The following is a 20287-nucleotide window of genomic DNA, read 5'->3' as shown; positions in this document are numbered from 1 at the left end:
GTTCACACGGCGGACGCGCCCCACAATGTCAACGCTTCCTCGACGACGACGTCGGGCCGCTCTTCCGGCCAGAACAGCTTGTAGCCGTCCAGCCGGCGCACGCCGCGGCCGTTGCCGAACGCCTGTTCCAGGTAGGCGGGCGTGCCGGTCGAGAAGATGCCGTCGGCCGTGCCCCAGACGACGCGCACGGGCTGGGGCGCCCGCCTCAGCGCCGGGCCGATCCCCTGCAGGATGTTGCGTTCCAGCGCGAGCGCGTACGCGTGCACGAAGGCCTTGCGTGCCGGCGACGCCGTCAGCGGCGCCAGGTAGGCGTCGATCGCATCGTCCGTGGGCGAGCCGGGATCGGCATAGCACTGGCCGCCCAGGCCGTCCTTCGTGCGCGCCTGGCGATGGTCCAGCACCGACGGCAGCAGCCACTCGTCGACGAAGCGGCCCTTGCGCGACAGCTCGATCACGGGCTTCAGCGCGGGCGGCGGGCAATCGGGCTCGGTGTCGCAGTTGGTCAGCAGCAGGGACCGCACGCGCTCGGGATGGCGCACCATCAGCAGTTGGGCGACGGCGCCGCCGCTGTCGTTGGCGATGACGTCGACCTGGCGCACGTGCAGGGTGTCGAGCAGGTGCGCGAGCATGGCCACCTGCGCGTCCGCGTCGACGGCCTGGCCCGGCGCGGGCTCCGTGAAGCCGAGGGCCATGAAGTCGGGTGCGATGCAGCGGCGGTGCGCGGACAGCGCGACGACGGCGTCGCGCCACTGGAAGCTGCTGAGCGGGAAACCGTGCAGGAACAGCGCCGCCGCGGGCCCGCTGCCCTGCTCGACGACGGCGATGCGGCCGAACGGCGTGGCGACGAAGCGCCGCATCTTCTGCCACCGTTCCAGCGACATCGCGCCCGCGGGCGCGCCGGCCAGCGCGGGCAGCGCGGCCACGCCCGCGGCCGCACCGGCAAACTGCATGAATGTTCTCCGCTTCATGTTCGCATCCTCCGTCGTCAGGCCACATGGCCGCAGGCATTGTCGCGAGCATGGCGCGGCATCTCAATGACCTCCGACGTCATGGATTTCAGGATCGCGGCCGCGTTATCATCGCAGCATGACACCTCTCGACCTCGCCCCTGTCCCCGTCGGCCTCCTCCTGCGCGAATGGCGGGCCGCGCGCCGCCTCAGCCAGCTCGACCTGGCGCTGGACGCGAACATCTCCGCGCGCCACCTGAGCTGCATCGAGACGGGCAAGTCGCAGCCCAGCAGGACCTTGCTGATGCGCCTCGCCGACGTGCTGGACATGCCGCTGCGCGAGCGCAACGCGCTGCTGCGGGCGGGCGGCTATGCGCCGAGCTATCCGGAAAGCGGCCTCGATACGCCGGCGCTGGGCCGGATCAACCAGGCCATCGCGTTCATCCTCGAACAGCAGGAACCGTATCCGGCCTTCCTGATGAACCGGCACTGGGACGTGCTGGCGGCGAACAAGGCGGCGCAGCGCGTCAGCGACTTCCTGCTCGACGGTCGGCCCGGCAAGCATACGAACATGCTGCGCACGGTGTTCGACCCGGACGACCTGCGCTGCCGCATGACGAACTGGGACGATGTGGGGAGCACCCTGATCGGGCACCTGCATGCGCTGGTCGCGGGGTCGCCGACGGACGCCAAGGCGCGCGCGCTGCTCGACGAGATCCTCGCCTACCCGGACGTGCCGTCGCGCTGGCGCCTGCGCGACCTGGACACGCCGCCCGCGCCCCTGCTGACGACGGAGTTCAGCCACCGCGGGGTGGCGCTGAGTTTCTTTTCGACGATCACGACGTTCGGCACGCCGCGCGACATCACCATCGACGAGCTGCACATCGAGTCGTGCTTCCCGATGGACGAGGCGACGGCGCAGTTCTGCCGCGACGCCTCTCGCGTCAACGAGTAAGGTCCGTCAGACGAGCATCGAGCCGCCCATCGACGCGCTGATCTCGGCCGCCTCGTCGATCATGCGGTGCAGGCTGTCCTCGTCGAGCAGGTAGTCGAGCGCGCTCTCGCTGTGTTCGGGCAGCGGCGGACGCACCGTGCCGAGCGGCGACGGCACGCTGACGTAGAGGTTGGCCAGCAATAGGGTGTCCAGCAACGTGGCGGGCGGCATGTGCAGCCAGGCGCCGCGCAGTTCGAAGATCGCATCGGCGACGGGTTCGGGCAGCGCCAGCTTGCGCGCCACCTCGCGCGTGACGACGTCTTCACACAGCTCCGCCCACTTTTCCGGATCCTCGTCCAGCAGGCCCGGGAAACCGTCGGCACGCGACAGCAGGTAGAAGCCGCCGACTTCGTGCACGATGCCGGCGAACATGGCGGTGTCCGGGTTGACGAACGTGACGCGGCGCGCGAACACATGGGCCAGCGCCGCGACCTGCACCGTGTGTTCCCACAGCTGCTCGGCCTTGTGGCGCAGGTCGGGGTCCTCGATGCGGGCGCCGAACTGGCGCACGACGAGGCTTGCGACGAGCATCTGCAGGTTGCGGTAGCCGATGCGCGTGACGGCCGAGCGCACGTTGGTGATCGGCTTGCCGCTCGAGTTGAACGTCGAGGAATTGGCGAGCGCTACCGTGCGCGCGGCCAGTTGCGGCTCGCCCAGCACGAGGCGGATCGCGTCCTCGAGGTGGCAATCGGGATCGTTCAACGCTTCCTGCAGGCGCAGGACGGCGTTCACGCTGGTCGGGAAGGAAATCTCACCGCGCGCGGCCTGGGCGGCGATGGTTCCGAAGGCTTCGATTCTGTTCACGGCGGCGATTATACCGTGACCCATCTGCTGTAAAAGTAAATCGCAACGGGTATGCAACAACTTGTGGTAGATCGGCAAAAAAAACCGCTGTGTTCGCGTTAGTTATGTGAACCCAGCGACGGCTGACCACACCGGCGCATCTGCTTCGCGTTGCTGTTCAGCTCGGCTAAACGGCCGAGTCACCGAATTAACGCGAACAGAGCCAAAAAAACGGCCAGCCAACAATGGCCGGCCGCAATGGGCAGATTGGTATTGCCGAGATCGCTTATTTGACCTTGATGGCGCTCTTGACGCTCGTGACGCCGTCGACGCCCTTCGCGACCTTCACGGCCTTGTCGGCCTCGTCCTTCGAATTCACGAAACCGCTGAGCATCACGACGCCTTTTTCCGTCTCGACGTGGATGCCGAGGGAATCCAGGTTCGGCTCCTTCACGAGGTCGGCCTTCACCTTCGTCGTGATCGCGGTGTCGGATGCGGCGAGGCGCGTCTTCGTGGCAGCGTCGTGGGTCTTGTCGGTCGTCGTGGAGGCGGCTTGACGGGTGTCGTCGCGGGTGTGGTCGCGAGCGCGGTCCATGGCGTTCTCGGTCTTCTGAGCAACAGTCGACGCGGCGTCCTTCGTCTTCTCGGCGGCCGCGTGTGCCACCTCTTTCGTCTTTTCAACAACTGTCGCGGCCGCGGCCTTCGTTTTGTCGGCTGCGGTCACGGCAGTGTCGTGCGTCTTTGATGCGGCGTGCTCGGTCGCATCGGCGGCGTTCTCGCGCACGGCCGACGGCTTCGTCTCGACGAGGCAGCTGGTCTTCGCGTCGCCGCTCATCTGCGCGCATTTGTCGACGGCCGCGGCCTTGGCCGGGTCGCGCGTGTCGGTGCCCGTCACGAGGCCGCCGGAGCTGGTGTTGCCGCCGCCGCTGGCGCCCGTCGCGCCGCCGCCGCTCGAGCCGACGGCCGTCGCGCGCTCGGGGCGCTCGGTGCGCTCGGCCTTGACGTCGGCCAGCGCGGCCGTGTGCACGGACTTCGCGTTGTCCATGCAGCTGTCTTTGTCGGCGCCGCTCTTGGCGTCGCACTTTGCTTTGGCGAGATCGTATTCGGCGTCGGCCACGTTGGCGCGGGCCTTGGCGTGGCTGGCGGCCGTGTGGTTGTACTTCGACAGCGCATCGGCTTCGGTGCGGGTACGCGTCAGGCGGGCGTCGGCCATGCACACGTCCTTGTCGTTGCCGCTCTTCGCATCGCATTTCGCTGTCGCAGCCCGGTATGCCGACTCCGCTTTCTGGGTGAGATTACGGTAGGTGGCCGGGTCGTGGTTCAGTGCCGCAGTGGGTGCGGCGGCAAAGCTCGCGCCTGCAGCCGTCGCGAGCAAGGTCGCAATCAGCGTTTTCATGGTCTTGTCCCTTGTGTTGTTTGTTGTGACAGCCAGATTTAACGCTCGGACGATACATACCTCTGTGCGGGAACGTACACTTGTCGAATAAACCATAATTCAGCCAGCCGGCATGCCCGCGCGGCCCGGGAGCGCTCAGTCGTCGCTCACCAAGCCTTCGCGCCACAGCGGCGCCACGTCCTCGAACGGCTTGCCGGCGGTGCCGAAGCGCGTGCCGTCGCGCGCGAGGCGCACCCACGCGCGGGTGTCGTGGCCGTTGTGCGCGACCGGCTGGTCGTGCCTCAGCTTTTCCAGCCAGGCGTAGATGCGGCCATAGTCGCCGGGATGGCGGTCGTGGACCCAGGCCAGCGCGACGAGGTCGGCATAGCCTTCCTCGCGGCGAGTCTCGCGCATCGCCTTCGACGCCGCGAGCAGGGAAGGATCGTCGGCCGTCTCCTCGCCCGCCTCGACGAAACCGGCCGGCAGCGCATGCCACGCGCCTTGCGCATAGCGCCAGCAATGGCCGATCTCGTGCGCGGCCATGGCCTCGATCAATTCGCCTTGCTCGGCAGCCGGCACGCCCTCGAGCTGGCGCTCCGCGTCGGGATTGCCTCGCAGCGACAGCACGAGCTTGCAGCGGCCGTCCGCGAAACCCATCGCCATCGGCACGTCGTTGGGGCCGGCCTGCGGCTGCACGACGATGTCGATCGGGAGCTTCAGGCCGCGCGAGTACGCGAGGACGGGCAACGCGGCGCCCAGCCAGCGCTGTTCCAGCGGAGTGAGGTCGGCGGCGGCTGCCGGGACGGCCTGGGAGGCTGCGCAGATCAGCGCGGCGGCGAGGACGGCTTTGGACATGATGGACTTCCCGTTGGATATACAAAATTCCTAACGGCAATTTTATATCCGGGTAAACCCTGGTTTTCAGCAATATTTTTGCGCGTGTCCAAAAGCGTAATATTGTCGGGAAAGCTCGCCGTTCCGGGCGGAATGGCGAGCTCGACCGATCAAGATGGAGACGATCAGTGCTGCGCAGGCACCAGCTTGGCAGCCGTCGTGAACGCGGGACGGATGTCGTTCGGCACCGATTTCATGTGGTCCAGCGCCTTCTGCACGTCCGGGCGGATGACGACGTAACGCTTCATCAGGTCCTGCGCGCGGGCGTAGTCGCCCGTCGCCTCGATCGTCAGGAATTCGCGGTCGAGGTCGGCCACGGCGCCCTTGATTTTCGCGAAGTCGACGGAGAACGTGCCGTCGCCGTGCGACACGAAGCCGCCCTTGTCGAGCAGGTAGTTCATCTGGATCGCCATGCCGCGCGCATGCGAGTCCGTCAGGCCGAAGTGCAAGGTACGGAAGCCCGACGCGAGGTACGTGTTGTACAGCTTGCGCTCGGCGGCGGGGCCCTGCCCCAGCGAATCCTTCAGTTGGCCCTTGTCCATCATGTACGCGAGCGCCCACAGGCCCGTGACGTCGGCCTTCGCTTCCTCGATGGTCGAATAGGTGTCCTTCAAGTCCTGGCGCGGCGTGGACGGCTGGCCGTTCTGCGTCGTCGCGTGCGGGCCCAGGCCGTGCATGATCTCGTGCGCGAGGATGTGCGTGAAGAACGAGTTGAAATCGAGGTCCTTCTGGTCGGCCGGCCGCAGCACGATCTTCGATATCGGGGTCAAGGTCGCCTCGAACTTCGCTTCCTGGACGTTCTTCAGCATCACGCGCTTGGAGCCGCGCTGGCGGATGATGCGCTCGTCGTTCGGCAGGTTGTAGGCGGCCGTCTGCACGCCCATATTGCCGTCGCCGGCGCCGTAGACCTGGTTCACGACGACCATCGGCGCGATCGCCCCGACCTTCGGACTGCGGTACTTGGCGTCGAGCGGCAGGTTGTTTTCCAGCTCCTGCATGTGCGTGCCGAAGAAGTTCAGCTTGTCCGTCTCCTTCTGGTCGCGCACGTTCACGTACGCCTCGAACGCGGCCTTGTAGCCGAACAGTTCGTCGTTATACGTCTCGTACGGGCCGATCGTCACGTCGACCGGCGAATCCAGGTCCATCCACGCGAAATCGGAGGCGAGGTAGTCGTTCGACAGGAACGCGTCGGCGCGCAGGTTCAGGAATTTTTTCAATGACGCGTTGTCGGTGGCGCTCGCCGCATCCTTCAGCAGCTTGGACAGCTTTTGCAACTCGGCGCGGTATTCGTCCGAGTACTTCACGATCGCGAATTTCTTCTCACCTTTACCCGCCTTGTCCAGGCGGATGACGGTGAAGAACCACTGCGCCTGTTCCTTGTCGGCCGCCGGCAGGCCGTTCATCCACGCCTCGAGTTCCTCCTTGCCCGCCCCTTCCGGATAAAAGTTCGCACCCGCCGGTTTCTCGGCCGGAATGGCGATGCCGGCATACGTCGCGGGCATGAACGAGTGGTTGCCGTCGATGATCGACCACGGCCCCTTGTTCAGCCAGAAGTAGTCGCGGCGCGCATGGCCCAGCGGCGTCTTGTCCTTCTGCAGCGCGGCCCACAAGGCTTCGTTGCCGGACCAGCGCTGACGCAGTTGCAGCGTGTCGACGATCTTGGCGGCTTCGATCAGCTTGGCGATGGCGACGCGGTCGCCGGCCGACAGCTTCGATGTGTCGGCCGTCAGGTCGACCGGCGCGAAGCGCTTGGCCATGGCCTGCAATTGAGTGACGGTGGCGGGTGCCGCGGCATCGGCGGCGTGGACGGTGGCGCACAGGGTGGCTGCGGCCAGGGCCAGGGGGGCGAGGAGTTGCTTCATTGAGGTCCCTTGTGAGGTTGCAATCCTGCGATTGTAATCCTGTTCAGGGACCGGGAGGCCGGTGCCGCGGCGGGCGGCACCGGGACCGGATCAGCGCGACGCCTGCGCGACCGTCGCTTCCGGCGCACCCTGCTGCCAGCCGCCGCCCAGCGCGCGCGCGACGGCGACGGTGGCCAGCAGCCGCTGCGTGCGGATCTGCGCGGCGGCGCGGTCGGACGCGAGGGCGGAACGCTGGGCGTCGGTGACGTCCAGGTACGTCGACACGCCGCGGTCGTAGCGCGCCTGCGCCACCTGCACGGCGCGCGCGGCGGCCTGCTGCGCCTGCGCCTGCACGTCGCCCTGCTGCTTGCGCTGCTGGACGTCCGACAGCGCGTCCTCGACTTCGCGCAGCGCCGTCAAGAGGCGTCCCTCGTGGTTCGCGACGGCTTCGTCGTAGCGCGCCTTGGCCAGCTTCGCGTTGGCGCGCAGGCGGCCGCCCTCGAACACGGGCAGCGACAGCGCCAGGGGCCCCACCGAGAACTGGCGCGCATTGCCTTGCGCCAGATTGCTCAGCGTTTCCGACGCAAAGCCGAAATTACCCGTCAGCGACACGCTCGGATAGAACGCGCCCTCGGCCACGCCCACCTGCGCATTGAAAGCCTTCAAGGTGGCGACGCTCGCGGCGAGGTCCGGACGCTGGCCCAGCAGGCTCGCCGGCAGGCCGACGGGAATCGCGGGCGGCTGCGGCAACGTGGCCGCCACGCCGCTGGCGGCCGGTGGCAGGATCGGCTGGCTCGGCGACGCGCCCACCAGCACCGCGAGCGCGTGTTCCAACGTGTTGCGCTGACGCTGGGCTTCCTGGATGTCGGCCTCCGCGTTCGCGCGCTCGATGCGGGTGCGCGACACGTCCAGCTCATTCGACAGGCCCGCATTGAAGCGTGCCTCGATCAGCTGCTGCGATTCGCGCCGGGTGGCCAGCGCATCGTTCAGGATGGCGATGTCGGCGTCGAGGCCGCGCAGCTGCCAGTACGTCGTCGCGACCTGGCCCGACAGCATCAGCATGACGCCGTCGCGGTCATCCTGCGCGGCGAGCGCCTGGGCGTCGGCCGATTCGATGGCGCGGCGCACGCGGCCCCACAGGTCGAGCTCATACGAGAAATTCGCGCCGACCGAGTACTCGGTGCCCTTGATCGACTTGTGGCCGAACGTGACGCCCATCGGGGTCTCCGCCGACGTGCGCGAGTTCGAGACGCCGGCGGACACGCCGACGGTCGGCAGCTCGCCGGCACGCGTGATGCCCAGCTGCGCCTGCGCCTGCACGAGGCGCTGCGCTGCCGCGCGCACGGTCGGGTTGTCGTGCAGCGCGCGCTGTTCCAGCTGGCTCAGCGTGGCATCGCCGAACACGGTCCACCAGTCGGCCGGCAGGCGCGCAGCCTGCTCTTGCGGCTCGGCCGCGGCGTGGCGGTACGCGGGCGTAGCGACGGCCTGCGGTGCGACGAAATCCTTGCCGACGGTGCCGCAGGCGGACAGCAGCGCGGCGACGGCGACAGCGACGGCGGTGTGAACGACAGGTTTCATATAAATAGTTTTCATCTTTTTATCCATGAATGCTTGGCTCAATGACCACCGCCACCGCCGCCGCTGGGCGACTTGACCTTGTCCGAGAACCACAGCGGGATGATCGCCGCCAGCAGGATGGCGCCGACGAGGAAGAAGCCATCGTTGTAGGCCATCACGAACGCCTCTCGCCGCACGATGCGGTCGATGGCGCCGATCGCCTGCTGCGCGGCCGTCGCCGGGTCGATGCCCTTGGCGATGAAGGCTTGCGTCAGCGTGTCCAGCCGGCTTTGCGTGGCGGCGGATGCGAGCGACACCGCTTCGCCGAGGCGCTCCGAGTGGAAGTGTTCGCGGTTCGTCAGCGCCGTCGCGAGCAGCGCGATGCCGACGGAGCCGCCCAGGTTACGGGTCATGTTGAACAGGCTCGACGCCGACGGCATGTCCTTCGGCTGGATGCCGGACATGGCGAAGTTCGACAACGTGAGCATCACGAACGGCTGGCCCAGCGCGCGGATGATCTGCGACAGCATCAGCTGGTCGTAGCCCGTGTTGGCGTCCATATGCGCGTTCATCAGGCACGACACGCCGAACAGCGCCAGGCCGAACGAGCACAGGAGGCGGTTGTCGATCTTCTGCGACATGCGTGCGACGAACGGCATCACGAACAGCTGCGGCAAGCCGACCCACGCGATCACTTCACCGATCTGCATCGGCGAATAGCCGGCGATCTGGCCCAGGAACAGCGGCAGCAGGAACGACGACCCGTACAAACCCATGCCGATCACGGCGGACAAGCCCGTCGCGACGAGGAAGTTGCGCTGCCCGTACAGCCCGAGATTGACGAACGGGTCGGCGCGCCAGAAGTTCGTCACGACCCAGCCCAGGATGCCGACGATCGCCAGCGCCGCGAACGTGATGATGAAGCTCGACTGGAACCAGTCCTTCGAATTGCCCTCTTCCAGGAAGATCGTCAGGCTCGCGAGACCCAGCGCCATGAACGCGATGCCGAGCCAGTCGGCCTTGACCAGCGCCTGCAGGTTCAAGGGTTCGCGGTCGATGCCCCAGTACATGCCGGCGATCAGCAGGACACCCGGCACCCAGTTGATGTAGAAGATCGACGGCCAGCCGTACAATTCCGTCAAGTAGCCGCCGAGCGTGGGCCCCATCGCGGGCGCCAGCGTGGCCGTGAGGCCGAACATGGCCATGCCGACGGCGCGCTTGGCCGGGGGCAGGCGCGTCATCACGAGGGTCATCGCCATCGGGATCAGGGCGCCGCCCGTAAAACCCTGCAGCATGCGGAACACGATCATGCTGGAGAGGTTCCACGCGGTGCCGCACAACGTCGAGAACGCGAGGAACGCCGCCGTCGTCAGCATCAGGTAGCGGCGCTGGCCGAAGGCGCGCACGAACAGCGCCGTCATCGGGATCACGACGATCTCGGCGCACAGGTACGCGGTCGAGATCCACGAGCCCTCTTCCTGCGTGGCCGACAGGGTGCCGAGGATGTCGCGCAGCGACGAGTTGGTGATCTGGATGTCGAGCACCGCCATGAAGGCGCCCAGCATGCCGGCCAGCACCGCGATCCAGGTGCGCGCGTCGATGCGGGCACCGTTGGCCGGGGCCCCGGCGGGCGCGTGGGGCGGCGCCATCGGTTTGGTGATCGTGGTGGACATGGTGCTTCCCTGTTCAGTGAGCAGCGGCTTGCTGTTGCGGGGCCGGGTTTTGCGTCACTTTTTGGCGCAGGTCGATTTCGACGACCGTCGACATGCCCGGCACGAGGCGGCCCGCGTACTTCTTGAGGTCTTCCGGTGCGAACGTGATCTTCACCGGCACGCGCTGGACGATCTTCGTGAAGTTACCGGTCGCGTTATCGGCCGGCAGCAGCGCGAACTGGTTGCCGGATGCGGGCGAGAAGCTGTCCACGCGGCCCACGAGTTCGTGCTTCGGCAGCGCGTCGATGTCGATCTTGACTTCCTGGCCCGGCACGATGCCCGGCAGCTGCGTTTCCTTGAAGTTCGCGACGACCCACACGTCGTCCTGCACGATGGCGGCAAGTTGCTGGCCCGGCTGCACGCGCGCGCCGACTTCCACGCTGCGCTTGCCGACGCGGCCGGACACCGGCGCGACGATGCGGTTGTAGCCGAGTTGCTGCTGCGCGTCCTTCAACTGCGCCTGCAGCACTTTCACTTGCGCCTTCAGCACGTCGCGCGCCGACATCGCGGCGGCGATCTGCGCCTTCGCGGCGCTGGCGTTGTCGCGGCGTGCCGTGACGTCGGCGGTGGCGCCTGCGCGCGCGGCCGTGGCGGCGTCCACCTCGGCCTTCGAGACGGCCTTCATCGTGCTGTTGTACAGTTGGCCGTAGCGCTCGGCGTCCTGCTTGGCGCGCACGAGGTTCGCTTGCGCCTGCACGACCTGCGCCGCAGCGGCCGAGGCCTGCGCCTTGGCCTGCTCGACGGCGGCGTCGCCCTGCAGGATCTGCTGCTGCACGCTGGTGATCTGGGCCTGGATCTGCTCGACCTTCACGCCCTGGTCGGCCGGGTCCAGCTCGGCCAGCACGTCGCCAGCCTTGACGGCCTGGTTATCGTCGAACATCACCTTCGTCACGACGCCGGGGATGCGCGACGACACGGGATGCACGTGGCCCGTGACGTACGCGTTTTCCGTCTCGACGAAGTAATGGCTGCGGTACCACATGCGGCCGCCCGCGGCCAGTGCGGCGGCGGCGATCAGGCCCACCACGATCAGCACGCGCTTCGGAGGCCCTTTCTTGGCGTTCGCGGGGACGGCGGGCGCGCCCGTGGCTGCCGGGGCACCTGGCGGGACGGCGGCGGCGGGCTTGTGGTCCACCGTGGTTTGGGTATCTGGCATGTGAGCTCCGGATGAGAAATGAAATTGGTCAATCGCATTATTGGACAACTTTTTGGCAAAGTCAAGAAATGAAACGGTTGCATTTCATTTGAGATTCCACTAGCATGGAGGCATGGACAAACATATGCATGACGCGGCCGAGTGCCCCGGCAAAGCCGCCGGCAGGCCGAAGGCCGCCGACGTCGAGGCGCGTACGCAGGAGCTGCTGCAGATCGCCGGCACCCTGTTTCTCAAGAACGGTTACACGAAGACGAGTCTGGAAGCGATCGCCCGTGCGGCCCACGTCGCCGTACGTACAATCTACGTGAAATTCGGCGGCAAGGCCGGCCTGCTGGCCGCCGTGCTCGCGGCCAAGCGCCACCGCTTCTTCCGCAGCCAGCCGATGGAGACGGACACCCGCCCCTTGCGCGAAATCATCGACGACTTCGCGCACCAGATGTACGCGCTGATCTCGTCGCAGGAAGCCATCGACCTGCAGCGGATCGTGCTGGCCGAGGCGCCGACGAACCCGGAGCTGGCCGAGGCGTTCTGGAACGGCGGCCCGCGCAAGACGCGCGAATTGCTGACGCGCTTCTTCTCGCGTCCGGACATCCAGGCCCAGATGCGGCCGGACGTCCGGATCGATCTGCTGCCCTGCCACCTGATGGCCACGATCACGGGCGAGCTGCTGATGAACCTCATGCGCCCGCACCACATCGTCGACCAGGACAAGGCGCTGCGCGACCTGGAAGGCCGGCTCGACCTGTTCTATCACAGCATCCTGCCGCCCCGGTCGTGATTCCATTTTGATAATGTGCGTCATCGCACCGACTCAATCCGAGGGAATCGGCATCCTGTGTTCTTTGAAGGAGGATGTCATGAATAACAAAAGCACAAAGACGGCAGTTCGCCGCAAGGAGGGTGCATGAGCAAATCGTCCCGTTACGAATGGCGTGACCAGCAGGCCGCGCTGCACGAGCGCATGAAAGGTTTCCTGGCCAACCCGAGCAATGAACAGTTCGAGGCGGTCGTGGCCGAGATGCGCGCCTACGCGGATGCCGCCCACAGCGGCAGTATCGAGATTCCGCAGCGCTGGACGGCCTACGCCTGACGCTCGTCCCGCATCACACCACGGCAGGAACACGCTTGCGCGGTTCCTGCCGTTTTCTTTGGCTCAATACGTGACCATGTTGACACGTGACCTTTAAGTCACATATAGTTCGCGCATGGACGCCATTTTCAAAGCCCTGAGCGACGAGACCCGCCGCTTGCTCCTCGACCGGCTGCGGGCCCGCGACGGCCAGACGTTGACGGAACTGGAAGCCGCGACGGGCCTCACCCGCTTCGGCGTGATGAAGCACTTGAAGGTGCTGGAAGCGGCAGGCCTCATCCTCACGCACAAGGCGGGGCGTTTCAAATACCACTACCTGAACGGGGCGCCGCTCCAGCAGCTCGTCGACCGCTGGCTGGAGCCGCTGACGCAGCAGCCGCTGGCGCGCGCCATGCTCGACCTGAAGACCGGACTCGAAAGGAACACGCACATGAGCAACGACACGAAGCCCTCTTTCATGCTGGAGACGTTCATCCGCGCCACGCCCGGGCAGGTCTGGGACGCGCTGACCAGCCCCGACGCGAGCCGCCAATACATGTTCAAGGGCGCCGCCTTCCACAGCACCTTGCGCGCGGGCGACCCGTACGAATACCGCGCCGAGGACGGCCGTGCGCTCGTCTTCGGCACGGTGCTCGACGCCATCCCCGCCCGCCGGCTGGAGCTCACGTACCAGGCCGCGTGGATGGGCCCGGATGTGAAGGCCTCGCGCGTCGTGCACGAGATCGCGCCCGTCGGCGACCTCGTCAAGCTGACGATCTCGCACTACGATCTGCCGGCCGGCCATGACGGCCTGAAGGAAGCGTGGGCCATGATCGCGGCGAGCCTGAAATCCCTGCTCGAGACGGGCACCGCGCTGAAGTTCGGGTGACGCCATGAATACCACCACCGCCCGGTGCGCGTGCGGCACCGTCGAGGTCCGCGCCAGCGGCGCACCGCTCGCCACCGCCGTCTGCTATTGCAAGGATTGCGCGGAAGGCTGGCGCCGCATCGAGGCCCTGCCCGGTGCGACATCCGTGCGTGAAGCCGACGGCGGCACCGCGTACCAGGTCTACCGCAAGGACCGGGTGCACTGCGTGGCCGGGCGCGAGCACCTGCGCCCGTTCAAGCTGCGCGACGGGTCCGCGACGAACCGCGTCGTGGCCACCTGCTGCAACACGCCGATGTACGTCGACTTCGACGACGGCAAGCATTGGGTGTCGATGTGCCGGCGCCGCTTCGGCGCGGACCAGGCCCCGCTCGACATGCGCGTCTGCACGGGCAAGCGCGGCCCGGGCGAGCTGCCGGACGACGTGCCCACGTACCGCGGCTATCCGCTGCGCTTCATCGGCACGCTGGTCGCGGCCCGGGTCGCGATGCTGTTCGGGCGCTGACCGTCGCCGCAGTTCTTCCGCCGCAGTCCTTCGTCATTTCGCGCCGCGCCACCGCATTTCGCGCCGCCAGGCTGCAGGTCGTCGCATCGCCCGCATCGCCGGGCCGCGCGTGGCTACAGTGTGCCCATCGACACCCACACTGGAGCCCATCATGATCCGCACCGCCCTCCTCACGCTGGCCGTCGCCGCCCCGTTCGTCGCGCACGCGGCCGACCTCGTCATCCACGTCGCCAACGTGAAGTCCGACCAGGGCCAGGTGCGGGTCGCCCTGTACGACAATGCGGACGCCTTCCTCAAGCGCCCGGCCCGCGCGGCCGAGGCCCGGGCGGACAAGGCCGGCACGACGCTCGTCTTCCACGACGTCGTGCCGGGAGAATATGGCTTCGCCGTCTACCACGACGCCAACGACAACGGCCGCATGGACCGCAACCTGCTGGGCATTCCGACCGAGCCGATCGCCTTCAGCAATGACGCGCAGGGCCGCATGGGGCCGCCGGCGTTCGACGCCGTCAAGGTGGCCGTGCCGGCCGCCGGTCTGGACACCACAGTCTCGCTGCGCTGAGGTCCGCCATGCAACGCCGCCATTTCCTCAAAGCGGGCATCGGCCTCGCCGCCCTCGGCGCCACCGGCTTCGCCCGCGCCGACGCGCACACGACGTATGAACGCTTCCACGCCGCCCTCGCCCGCGATCCGGAGCTTGGCGTGTACGCGAACCTGGAAGGCAACCAGCACGGGTTGGCCGTCGTCGAAGGCCGCATGCCGGCCGAGCTGCAAGGCACGTTCTTCCGCAACGGGCCGGGCCGCTTCGAACTGGGCGGCGAGCGCTACCACCACTGGTTCGACGGCGACGGCTACGCCCAGGCTTGGCGCATTGGCGCCGGCACCGTGGCGCACCAGGGCCGCTTCGTGGAGACCCGCAAATTCCTCGACGAGTCGGCGGCTGGCCAATTCCTGTATCCCGCGTTCGGCACGAACATCGCCCGCAAGGGCTTCCGCGACAACGACAGCCTGAACACGGCGAACACGAACCTGCTGCCGTTCAACGATCGTTTATACGCGCTGTGGGAAGGCGGGTCCGCGACGGAGATCGATCCGGACACGCTCGCCACCGTCGGCATCCACACGTGGCGCGACGACCTCGCCGCGATGCCGTTTTCCGCGCATCCGAAGATCGAGCCGGACGGCACCCTGTGGAATTTCGGCGCCCTGCCCGGCGGCGACAAGGTTGCGCTGTACCGTATCGGCGTACACGGCGACGTGCTGCAGGCGGGTGTCGCCGAGATACCGCAACTGGCGCTGTTGCACGATTTCGCCGTCAGCGCGCGTCACCTGATCTTCGTCGTCCCGCCGTACGACGTGTCCCTGGACGCGGACCTGAGCCTGGCCGAGCGTCACGTGTGGGCAGGCAGCACGCGCGGCGCGCGCGTCGTCGTCGTCGCGAAGGACACCTTGACGATCCGCCGCGTCTACGAACTGCCGCCGCATATGGTCTTCCACTTCGGGAATGCGTGGGACGACGCCGGCGGCGCCGTCACCCACTTCGACCTCGTGCTGCACGACGGCGACATGCTGGCCGCGACGAGCCGCGTGATGGAAGGCGAGCGCGAAGCGAACCGCCCGTCCGCGCATGCGGCCACGCGCATCACCCTCGACCACGCCACGGGCCGCGTGCGCACGACGCGATTGCTCGACGGCGCCGAGTTCCCCCGCGTGATGCCAAACGTCGTCGCCCGGCGCCACGGCCGGCTCGCCGTCCTCTCCAGCGATGCGCGCAACACGGCGCTCGCGCTGGACACCGTGAACGTCGTCGACACGGACACGGGCCGCGCGGACAGCTGGCGCTTCGGCGCGGGCTGGCGCGCGGAAGAACACGTGCTCGTGCCGCGCCGGGGCGCGCGCCGCGAGACGGACGGCTGGCTCGTCGGCGTCGCGCAGGACACGACGACCAACACGAGTGCGCTCACGGTGTTCGACGCCGCGCGCGTGCACGCGGGTCCCGTCGCGCTGGCGCGGCTGCCCTATCGCACACCGCATTGTTTCCATGGTAATTTCTTGGCTGCTCAATCGTAAGGACATCATGCCGCACGCTACCGACAGACCCTCGCTACACCCGCTGGAAATCTTTCCGCCGTTCCGGCGCTGGCCCAGATCGCCGCAGCGCGACATCGGCTTCACGCTCATCTGGGACGCCATCGTCGGCGTCGTGCTGGCCTGCATCCTCTACCTGTCCGGGAGCGGCAAGCCGTTCGGGTGGCTGCTGGTGGAGATGCTGGTGGCCTCGAACACCATCGGCTTCCTCATCCACGGCATGATGCACGTCCTGAGCCGCATCGCGCCGGGCCGCAACGGCCCGGCCATGCGCGCCGCCCGGTTGCTGCTGACGGGATGCTGCGCACTCCTCGGCCTGGTCATCACGGACGCCGTGCAGGGCGGGAGCGGCACGTTCGACGCGCTGCTGCACACGGGCGTGCTGGCCCGCTACCTGTCGGTCGCAGGCGTCGTCGCGCTGCTGATGGCGGCCGTGCTGGCGGCCGGCGAGCGCCGCATCGCGCGCGAGCTCGATGCCGCGCGCCAGCAGGAGCAAGTGGCGGAAGCCGCGCGCCTGCTGGCCGAAGCGCAGCTGCGCACCCTGCAGGCCCAGATCGAGCCGCACTTCCTGTACAACACGCTGGCCAACGTCGTGAGCCTGATCGGCCCCGACCCCGACCGGGCCCGCCACATGCTGGAGCGCCTGATCGATTTCCTGCGCGCGAGCCTGTCGGCCAGCCGCGCGGAACACGCGACGCTGGGCGCCGAGGTCGACCTCGCACGCGCCTATCTCGACCTGCTGACGGTACGCATGGGCGCGCGGCTGCGCTTTTGCATCGACGTCGAGCCGTCGTGCCGCGACGCCGTCATCGCGCCGATGCTGATCCAGCCGCTCGTCGAGAACGCCGTGATGCACGGCATCGAGCCGAAAGTCGAAGGCGGCACCGTCGTCGTGCGCGCGCGTCGCACGGACGCGGGCCTGTGCGTGGAAGTGCTCGACGACGGCGCCGGCCTCGTGCCGGCGGCGCCGCGGCCGGGCGGCGGCGTCGGATTGTCGAACCTGCGCGAGCGGCTGCGCACCTTGCATGGAAATAGTGCTCAAGTACAATTGCTCGAAAATCAAGACGGGGGCGTGACATCGCGCCTGATCCTGCCGATCTAATTTCATTTCGAGGTGCCGCCATCGAACCCATCCGCGCCCTGCTTGCCGACGACGAACCGCATTTGCTGGCCTACCTCGAGGAACAACTGGCGCTCGCGTGGCCGGACCTGCACATCGTGGGCCGCGCCGGCAACGGCATCGAGGCGCTGCGCCTCGTCGACGAGCTGGCGCCCGACGTCGTGTTCCTCGACATCCAGATGCCCGGCCTGAACGGCCTCGACCTCGCGGCCCGGCTGGCGGACGACGCGCGCGCGCCGCGGGTCGTGTTCACGACGGCGCACGAGGCGTACGCGCTGCAGGCGTTCGAGCACGCCGCCTTCGACTATCTGCTGAAGCCCATCCGGCTGGAGCGGCTGCAGCGCACGGTCGAGCGCCTGAAGGAAACGCTGGCCGCGCCGGCGCCGGCGGCCCCGTCCGCGGACCTGCTGGCCGGCCTGCTGCGCCAGCTGGGCGTCGCATCCGCACCGCCCGCCGCGCCCGCCCCTGCCGCTGCCGCGCCGCTGCAATGGATCCGCGCTGCGCAAGGCCAGGAGACGCGGCTGATCGCCATCGACGAAGTCATCTACTTCCAGAGCAACGACAAGTACACGAGCGTGTTCGTCGCCGACGGCGAGCATCTGATCCGCACGCCGATGCGCCAGCTGCGCGAACAGCTCGACGCGCAGCAGTTCTGGCAGATCCACCGCAGCGTGATCGTCGCGGCGCGCCACGTGGCCGGCACGCGCACGGATTTCCGCGGCCGCCTGCTGGTCACATTGAAGGGCCGCGCCGAGCAGCTCGTCGTCAGCCGCAACTACGCCGACCTGTTCCGCCAGATGTAGCGCCCACGCTGCGCCGCGTCACCCGTTCCGCATTGCGGAAGGGTTTACCACTATCCGATCCGCCAAGGTCGTGCAATAATAGCGGCTGTCCTATGTCTTATATAAGACTTAGTCTTGTGGCAACACATGTTCGAGGCTGCCGGATCGACGTTTGACGGAGTATGATCCCCCGATCTGTTCACCGCGCTGGCACAGTGGCCTGGACAGCCGATGTTTTTTTAGTACTAGTATTCGAAACCTTCCCGCACATCGAGGAACAAGCGTATGAGCAGTGATCAGACCATCATCTACACCCTAACCGACGAGGCGCCCCTGCTGGCCACCCACGCCTTCCTGCCTGTCGTCGAGACGTTTGCCAAACCTGCCGGCATCCACATCGAAGAGAGCGACATCTCCGTCGCGGCGCGTATCCTCGCCCTCTTCCCCGAGTACCTGTCGGCGGACCAGCGCGTGCCGGACGCCCTGTCGGAACTCGGCCAGAAGACGCTGCAGCCGGACGCGAACATCATCAAGCTGCCGAACATCTCGGCCTCGGTGGGCCAACTGCAAGCGGCCATCAAGGAACTGCAGGGCAAGGGCTACGCCATCCCCGACTACCCGGCCGATCCGCAATCGGACAAGGACAAAGAGATCAAGGCCCGCTACGGCAAGTGCATCGGTTCCGCAGTGAACCCGGTGCTGCGCGAAGGTAACTCGGACCGCCGCGCGCCGAAGGCCGTCAAGGAATACGCACGCAAGAACCCGCACTCGATGGGCGAATGGTCGCAGGCGTCGCGCACGCACGTGTCGCACATGACGCACGGCGACTTCTACCACGGCGAAAAGTCGATGACGCTCGACCGCGCGCGCGACGTCAAGATGGAACTGGTCACGAAGAGCGGCGAGACGATCGTCCTGAAGCCGAAGGTCTCCCTGCTGGAAGGCGAGATCATCGACTCGATGTTCATGAGCCGCAAGGCCCTGCTCGAGTTCTACGAACAGCAGATCGAAGACGCGCACAAGACCGGCGTGATGTTCTCGCTGCACGTGAAGGCGACGATGATGAAGGTGTCGCACCCGATCGTGTTCGGCCACTGCGTCCGCACCTTCTACAAGGAAGCGTTCGAGAAGCACGGCGCCCTGCTGGACAGCCTCGGCGTGAACGTCAACAACGGCATGGCCGACCTGTACAACAAGATCGCCAAGCTGCCGGATTCGCAGCGCGAAGAAATCATCCGCGACATCCACGCCTGCCAGGAACACCGCCCGGCGCTGGCGATGGTCGACTCGGCCAAGGGCATCACCAACTTCCACTCGCCGAACGACGTGATCGTCGACGCATCGATGCCGGCAATGATCCGCGCCGGCGGCAAGATGTACGGCGCCGACGGCCGCCTGAAGGAAGTCAAGGCCGTGATCCCGGAATCGACGTTCGCCCGCATCTACCAGGAGATCATCAACTTCTGCAAATGGCATGGCGCCTTCGACCCGCGCACGATGGGCACCGTCCCGAACGTCGGCCTGATGGCCCAGCAGGCCGAGGAATACGGCTCGCACGACAAGACCTTCGAAGTGCAGCATGACGGCGTCGCCAACATCACCGACCTGGCGACGGGTGAAGTGCTGCTGTCGCAGAACGTCGAGAAGGGCGACATCTGGCGCATGTGCCAGGTGAAGGACGCGCCGATCCGCGACTGGGTCAAGCTGGCCGTCACGCGCGCGCGCAACTCGGGCATGCCGGCCGTGTTCTGGCTCGACCCGTACCGTCCGCACGAGAATGAACTGATCAAGAAGGTCAAGACGTACCTGAAGGATCACGACACGATGGGCCTGGACATCCAGATCATGTCGCAGGTGCGCGCGATGCGCTTCAGCCTGGAGCGCGCATGGCGCGGCCTGGACACCATCTCCGTGACCGGCAACATCCTGCGCGACTACCTGACCGACCTGTTCCCGATCCTGGAACTGGGCACCAGCGCCAAGATGCTGTCGATCGTCCCGCTGATGGCCGGCGGCGGCATGTACGAGACGGGCGCCGGCGGTTCGGCACCGAAGCACGTGCAGCAGCTGACCGAGGAAAACCACCTGCGCTGGGACTCGCTGGGCGAATTCCTCGCGCTGGCCGTGAGCTTCGAAGACCTCGGCCTCAAGACCGGCAACGCGAAAGCCAAGCTGCTGGCCAGGACGCTGGACGCCGCCACCGGCAAGCTGCTGGACAACCGCAAGTCGCCGTCGCCGAAGACCGGTGAACTCGACAACCGCGGCAGCCAGTTCTACCTGTCGATGTACTGGGCCCAGGAACTGGCCGCGCAAACGGAAGACGCCGAACTGGCCGCCTACTTCGCGCCGCTCGCCAAGCAACTGGCCGAGAACGAGCAGAAGATCGTGTCGGAACTGCTCGAGATCCAGGGCCGCCCGGCCGACATCGGCGGCTACTACAAGCCGGACAACGCCAAGGTCAAGGCCGTGATGCGTCCGAGCGCCACCTTCAACCAGGCACTGGCCAGCGTCGGCGCCTGATTGGGGACGGCGCCCCACGGCGCCATCCTTCGCATAACCCGGTACCGCGCAAGCGGAC

The 20287-nt window shown here is 67.1% G+C and carries 18 protein-coding genes; 10 read left to right on the top strand and 8 right to left on the bottom strand.

The genetic code is table 11. The features are described from left to right. Positions 1 to 2: 2 nt before the first annotated feature. Positions 3 to 968 (bottom strand): alpha/beta fold hydrolase, encoded by a 966-nt coding sequence (locus NX784_RS21260; protein WP_258818694.1) that lies wholly within the window; start codon positions 966 to 968, stop codon positions 3 to 5. Between the two features lie 118 nt (positions 969 to 1086). Between NX784_RS21260 and NX784_RS21255 the strand changes: the two genes are divergently transcribed. Then, on the top strand, positions 1087 to 1902 hold the full coding sequence (locus NX784_RS21255; protein ID WP_258818693.1) for a helix-turn-helix domain-containing protein: 816 nt from the start codon (positions 1087 to 1089) through the stop codon (positions 1900 to 1902). 6 nt (positions 1903 to 1908) lie between these two features. Here NX784_RS21255 and NX784_RS21250 read toward each other — a convergent pair whose 3' ends face one another. The 7 genes from NX784_RS21250 to NX784_RS21220 form a co-directional block, all read right to left on the bottom strand. Next, positions 1909 to 2745 carry an HDOD domain-containing protein gene (locus NX784_RS21250; protein WP_258818692.1) on the bottom strand — a complete coding sequence of 279 codons (837 nt, stop codon included), beginning with the start codon at positions 2743 to 2745 and terminating at the stop codon, positions 1909 to 1911. A gap of 265 nt (positions 2746 to 3010) precedes the next feature. Continuing rightward, entirely contained in the window at positions 3011 to 4120 is a 1110-nt protein-coding gene (locus NX784_RS21245; protein WP_258818691.1) for a BON domain-containing protein, read from the bottom strand. Positions 4121 to 4255: 135 nt separating this feature from the next. Then, complete coding sequence (locus NX784_RS21240) at positions 4256 to 4954, bottom strand: NUDIX hydrolase (protein WP_258818690.1); 699 nt, start codon at positions 4952 to 4954, stop codon at positions 4256 to 4258. Positions 4955 to 5118: 164 nt separating this feature from the next. Continuing rightward, positions 5119 to 6855 carry a DUF8614 domain-containing protein gene (locus tag NX784_RS21235; RefSeq protein WP_258818689.1) on the bottom strand — a complete coding sequence of 579 codons (1737 nt, stop codon included), beginning with the start codon at positions 6853 to 6855 and terminating at the stop codon, positions 5119 to 5121. Between the two features lie 90 nt (positions 6856 to 6945). Then, on the bottom strand, positions 6946 to 8427 hold the full coding sequence (locus tag NX784_RS21230; RefSeq protein WP_258818688.1) for an efflux transporter outer membrane subunit: 1482 nt from the start codon (positions 8425 to 8427) through the stop codon (positions 6946 to 6948). A gap of 23 nt (positions 8428 to 8450) precedes the next feature. After that, a complete protein-coding gene (locus NX784_RS21225; RefSeq protein ID WP_370662958.1) occupies positions 8451 to 10064 on the bottom strand; it encodes a DHA2 family efflux MFS transporter permease subunit in 1614 nt (537 codons plus the stop codon). 13 nt (positions 10065 to 10077) lie between these two features. Beyond that, complete coding sequence (locus tag NX784_RS21220) at positions 10078 to 11259, bottom strand: HlyD family secretion protein (protein WP_258818687.1); 1182 nt, start codon at positions 11257 to 11259, stop codon at positions 10078 to 10080. Positions 11260 to 11371: 112 nt separating this feature from the next. On the opposite strand from NX784_RS21220, the gene NX784_RS21215 reads away from it, so the two are divergent. The 9 genes from NX784_RS21215 to NX784_RS21175 all read left to right on the top strand — a co-directional run bounded on the left by NX784_RS21215 (position 11372) and on the right by NX784_RS21175 (position 20229). Further along, on the top strand, positions 11372 to 12037 hold the full coding sequence (locus NX784_RS21215) for a TetR/AcrR family transcriptional regulator (RefSeq protein ID WP_258818686.1): 666 nt from the start codon (positions 11372 to 11374) through the stop codon (positions 12035 to 12037). A 126-nt stretch (positions 12038 to 12163) separates the two neighbouring features. Then, positions 12164 to 12349: a hypothetical protein gene (locus NX784_RS21210; protein ID WP_258818685.1), complete on the top strand. Its 186-nt coding sequence runs from the start codon at positions 12164 to 12166 to the stop codon at positions 12347 to 12349. Between the two features lie 115 nt (positions 12350 to 12464). Further along, positions 12465 to 13217 (top strand): ArsR/SmtB family transcription factor, encoded by a 753-nt coding sequence (locus tag NX784_RS21205; protein ID WP_258818684.1) that lies wholly within the window; start codon positions 12465 to 12467, stop codon positions 13215 to 13217. A 4-nt stretch (positions 13218 to 13221) separates the two neighbouring features. After that, positions 13222 to 13719 carry a GFA family protein gene (locus NX784_RS21200; RefSeq protein ID WP_258818683.1) on the top strand — a complete coding sequence of 166 codons (498 nt, stop codon included), beginning with the start codon at positions 13222 to 13224 and terminating at the stop codon, positions 13717 to 13719. A 151-nt stretch (positions 13720 to 13870) separates the two neighbouring features. After that, positions 13871 to 14281, top strand: coding sequence for a DUF2141 domain-containing protein (locus tag NX784_RS21195; protein WP_258818682.1), 411 nt, complete (start codon positions 13871 to 13873; stop codon positions 14279 to 14281). 8 nt (positions 14282 to 14289) lie between these two features. Further along, on the top strand, positions 14290 to 15789 hold the full coding sequence (locus tag NX784_RS21190; RefSeq protein ID WP_258818681.1) for a carotenoid oxygenase family protein: 1500 nt from the start codon (positions 14290 to 14292) through the stop codon (positions 15787 to 15789). A 7-nt stretch (positions 15790 to 15796) separates the two neighbouring features. After that, positions 15797 to 16909 (top strand): sensor histidine kinase, encoded by a 1113-nt coding sequence (locus NX784_RS21185; RefSeq protein ID WP_258818680.1) that lies wholly within the window; start codon positions 15797 to 15799, stop codon positions 16907 to 16909. Positions 16910 to 16938: 29 nt separating this feature from the next. Then, positions 16939 to 17730: a LytR/AlgR family response regulator transcription factor gene (locus NX784_RS21180; RefSeq protein WP_258818715.1), complete on the top strand. Its 792-nt coding sequence runs from the start codon at positions 16939 to 16941 to the stop codon at positions 17728 to 17730. Between the two features lie 264 nt (positions 17731 to 17994). Further along, positions 17995 to 20229, top strand: coding sequence for an NADP-dependent isocitrate dehydrogenase (locus NX784_RS21175; RefSeq protein WP_258818679.1), 2235 nt, complete (start codon positions 17995 to 17997; stop codon positions 20227 to 20229). Positions 20230 to 20287: the final 58 nt, after the last annotated feature.

It is taken from the genome of Massilia pinisoli (assembly GCF_024753285.1).
In the GTDB taxonomy this organism is placed as follows: domain Bacteria; phylum Pseudomonadota; class Gammaproteobacteria; order Burkholderiales; family Burkholderiaceae_D; genus Telluria; species Telluria pinisoli.
This window is presented reverse-complemented; position numbering and strand designations above follow the sequence as displayed.

Excerpts from the sequence above, each read along its gene's own strand:
- NX784_RS21260 (WP_258818694.1), bottom strand. The coding sequence starts at position 968 with ATGAAGCGGAGAACATTCATGCAGTTTGCCGGTGCGGCCGCGGGCGTG.
- NX784_RS21255 (WP_258818693.1), top strand. The coding sequence starts at position 1,087 with ATGACACCTCTCGACCTCGCCCCTGTCCCCGTCGGCCTCCTCCTGCGC.
- NX784_RS21245 (WP_258818691.1), bottom strand. The coding sequence starts at position 4,120 with ATGAAAACGCTGATTGCGACCTTGCTCGCGACGGCTGCAGGCGCGAGC.
- NX784_RS21240 (WP_258818690.1), bottom strand. The coding sequence starts at position 4,954 with ATGTCCAAAGCCGTCCTCGCCGCCGCGCTGATCTGCGCAGCCTCCCAG.
- NX784_RS21235 (WP_258818689.1), bottom strand. The coding sequence starts at position 6,855 with ATGAAGCAACTCCTCGCCCCCCTGGCCCTGGCCGCAGCCACCCTGTGC.
- NX784_RS21230 (WP_258818688.1), bottom strand. The coding sequence starts at position 8,427 with ATGAAAACTATTTATATGAAACCTGTCGTTCACACCGCCGTCGCTGTC.
- NX784_RS21225 (WP_370662958.1), bottom strand. The coding sequence starts at position 10,064 with ATGTCCACCACGATCACCAAACCGATGGCGCCGCCCCACGCGCCCGCC.
- NX784_RS21220 (WP_258818687.1), bottom strand. The coding sequence starts at position 11,259 with ATGCCAGATACCCAAACCACGGTGGACCACAAGCCCGCCGCCGCCGTC.
- NX784_RS21215 (WP_258818686.1), top strand. The coding sequence starts at position 11,372 with ATGGACAAACATATGCATGACGCGGCCGAGTGCCCCGGCAAAGCCGCC.
- NX784_RS21210 (WP_258818685.1), top strand. The coding sequence starts at position 12,164 with ATGAGCAAATCGTCCCGTTACGAATGGCGTGACCAGCAGGCCGCGCTG.
- NX784_RS21205 (WP_258818684.1), top strand. The coding sequence starts at position 12,465 with ATGGACGCCATTTTCAAAGCCCTGAGCGACGAGACCCGCCGCTTGCTC.
- NX784_RS21200 (WP_258818683.1), top strand. The coding sequence starts at position 13,222 with ATGAATACCACCACCGCCCGGTGCGCGTGCGGCACCGTCGAGGTCCGC.
- NX784_RS21195 (WP_258818682.1), top strand. The coding sequence starts at position 13,871 with ATGATCCGCACCGCCCTCCTCACGCTGGCCGTCGCCGCCCCGTTCGTC.
- NX784_RS21190 (WP_258818681.1), top strand. The coding sequence starts at position 14,290 with ATGCAACGCCGCCATTTCCTCAAAGCGGGCATCGGCCTCGCCGCCCTC.
- NX784_RS21185 (WP_258818680.1), top strand. The coding sequence starts at position 15,797 with ATGCCGCACGCTACCGACAGACCCTCGCTACACCCGCTGGAAATCTTT.
- NX784_RS21175 (WP_258818679.1), top strand. The coding sequence starts at position 17,995 with ATGAGCAGTGATCAGACCATCATCTACACCCTAACCGACGAGGCGCCC.